Annotated in this window: 2 protein-coding genes; one reads left to right on the top strand and one right to left on the bottom strand. The window is 41.7% G+C overall.

Annotated features, from left to right (window positions below; translation table 11 throughout):
• Nucleotides 1-515 (bottom strand): hypothetical protein (locus AAGC65_RS25980; RefSeq protein ID WP_343115362.1); only part of this gene is annotated, 515 nt, incomplete at its 3' end.
• Between the two features lie 73 nt (nt 516-588).
• Between AAGC65_RS25980 and AAGC65_RS25975 the strand changes: the two genes are divergently transcribed.
• The coding region (locus AAGC65_RS25975) for a lysophospholipid acyltransferase family protein (protein WP_343115361.1) at nt 589-2,275 on the top strand (1,687 nt) is incomplete at its 3' end.

The following is a 2,275-nucleotide window of genomic DNA, read 5'->3' as shown; positions in this document are numbered from 1 at the left end:
ATCGTGAGCCTTGCTGAATCGGCACTGTTGATCTCCACCGTCTCCCCGGGTTTTATCTTATTAATATGATAAGCAGCGCCATCTGGCAAGTCAATGTATGATTCAAACTGTTTGTATATTACCGGGCTGATGCTGTACATTTTTTGCACATCTCCTTTAGTGGTAAACCGACCGCCCTTTTCTTCATAATGTTTAATTACCTGGGCCTGATGTTCGGTAAGGCCGAGTTTCATCCAACTTTCAACCGGTAAATTATTGGGGTTAAACTTAAAAAGCGTAGCTGGCTTAGTTCGAGTGTTAACGGCCAAAGCATTCTCATTACCTATGGAATCACCTGTTTTATCGGCATCAGCCACCGCTTTATCAAAGGCCTTAAAATTTATTGTGTTATCTTTGCGGTTCGCCTTGTAGATGTAGGGGGCCAGCAAAACCACTGCAATTAAAGTAATCATTACCACCATTCCGTTCCATTCTTTTTTAGTGATGGATAGGTAGTTTTTAATTTGCGGCCTCATTTATATACGTTACAGGCGTTAAATTAAATAAAAATTTAGGATATTTATTTGTTAAACATACTGCTTATAAACAATGAAAGTTATAACCACCGAAGAGTTTGCCAAAGCCACCAAACTGGATAAGTTGAAAATGCCGGGCCTGGCCGCTTTATTGATGGAGCTAATGAAAATTAACCAGGTTAATGACCTTTTTGCCCAGGCACAACCCAAAGAGGGCATTGAGTTTATTGACGCTATTTTAGAAGGTTGCGGTATTGATATTGAATTTGATGAGCGCGAGCTCCGGAATATACCTAAAACCGGCAGCTTTGTGGCTATTGCCAACCATCCTTACGGCGGCATTGAGGGTATGGTGCTTTTAAAAATGCTGCTGATGGCCAGGCCCGACGCCAAATTGATGGCTAACTTCTTATTAAAAAAGATCCCTAACCTGAGCGACTTTTTTATTGCGGTTAATCCCTTTGAAAATGTTGAACATTCATCAAGCATCAGCGGATTAAAAAACACGCTGGAGCTATTAAATAATGGAACACCTATTGGTATTTTCCCGGCCGGCGAGGTTTCGACCTTTAAGGTAGAACAAAAACAGGTAACCGATCGCCTGTGGCACCCTGTTGTAGGTAAAATAATAGCCAAGGCAAAAGTACCTGTGGTACCTATTTATTTCCACGGTAACAATGGCCTGTTATTTAACCTGCTAAGCCTGATACACCCTGCTTTGCGTACTGCCAAGTTGCCATCTGAATTGTTTAACAAACATGGCCATACCATTAAACTGCGCATTGGCAAGCCTATTAATGTAGAGGATATCCCCGATCATAATAACAGCGCCAAGCTGCTTAATTTTTTACGTGCCCGCACCTATGCTTTAGGCACCGGCCTTGAGGAAGAAAAAAAACTATTCAGTCCGCGCAATTTATTTAAGATCAAGCGCCTGCCCGAAGCTGTGGCAACCGAAATGGATAAAGATGTGCTTGCAAAAGAGATTGAACCATTAAGGGAAAACTATAAGGTATGGACGGAAAAAAACTATGAAGTATTTATAGTACCTACTTCGGTTATCCCTAATGTGATCAGGGAGATCGGTCGTCTGCGCGAAGTAACTTTCCGGGAGGTTGGCGAAGGTACCAATAAAAGTATCGACCTTGATGAGTATGATATTTATTACCATCACCTGTTTATCTGGGATTTTGAGGCTAAAATGATTGTAGGTGCTTATCGTATTGGTTTAGGCGATGAGATATTTTACAGTGTGGGTAAAAAAGGATTTTACATTACCGAGCTGTTTAAGCTCAAAACCCAGTTTACCCCGGTATTGCGTAAAAGCCTGGAGCTTGGCCGCTCATGGATCCGCAAGGAGTATCAAACCAAACCGCTGCCGCTGTTTTTATTATGGAAAGGCATTTTAAAGTTTCTGATTGATAATCCAAGATACCGTTACCTCATTGGCCCTGTAAGTATCAGCAACTCGTTCTCTAAATTCTCCAAATCGCTTATTGTTGATTATATCAACCGTAATCACTTTGATCATGACATGGCCCAATATGTAAAGCCACGTAAAAAGTTCAAGGTTGATTTTGCCAAGATAGATACCGACCTGCTAATGGCCGGCGAAGATTCATTCAAGGGGCTCGACAACCTGATATCGGAAGTTGAAACCCGAAACATGAAAGTACCTGTGCTATTGCGCCAGTATATTGCCCTTAATGCCAAGATCATCAGCTTTAACATCGACCCTAAATTTGCCGATTGCCTGGATG

The sequence above is a fragment of the Mucilaginibacter sp. genome (genome assembly GCF_039207105.1).
In the GTDB taxonomy this organism is placed as follows: Bacteria; Bacteroidota; Bacteroidia; order Sphingobacteriales; family Sphingobacteriaceae; genus Mucilaginibacter.
Note: the sequence above shows the minus strand (reverse complement) of the source record. Positions and strands in the feature narration are given on the sequence as shown.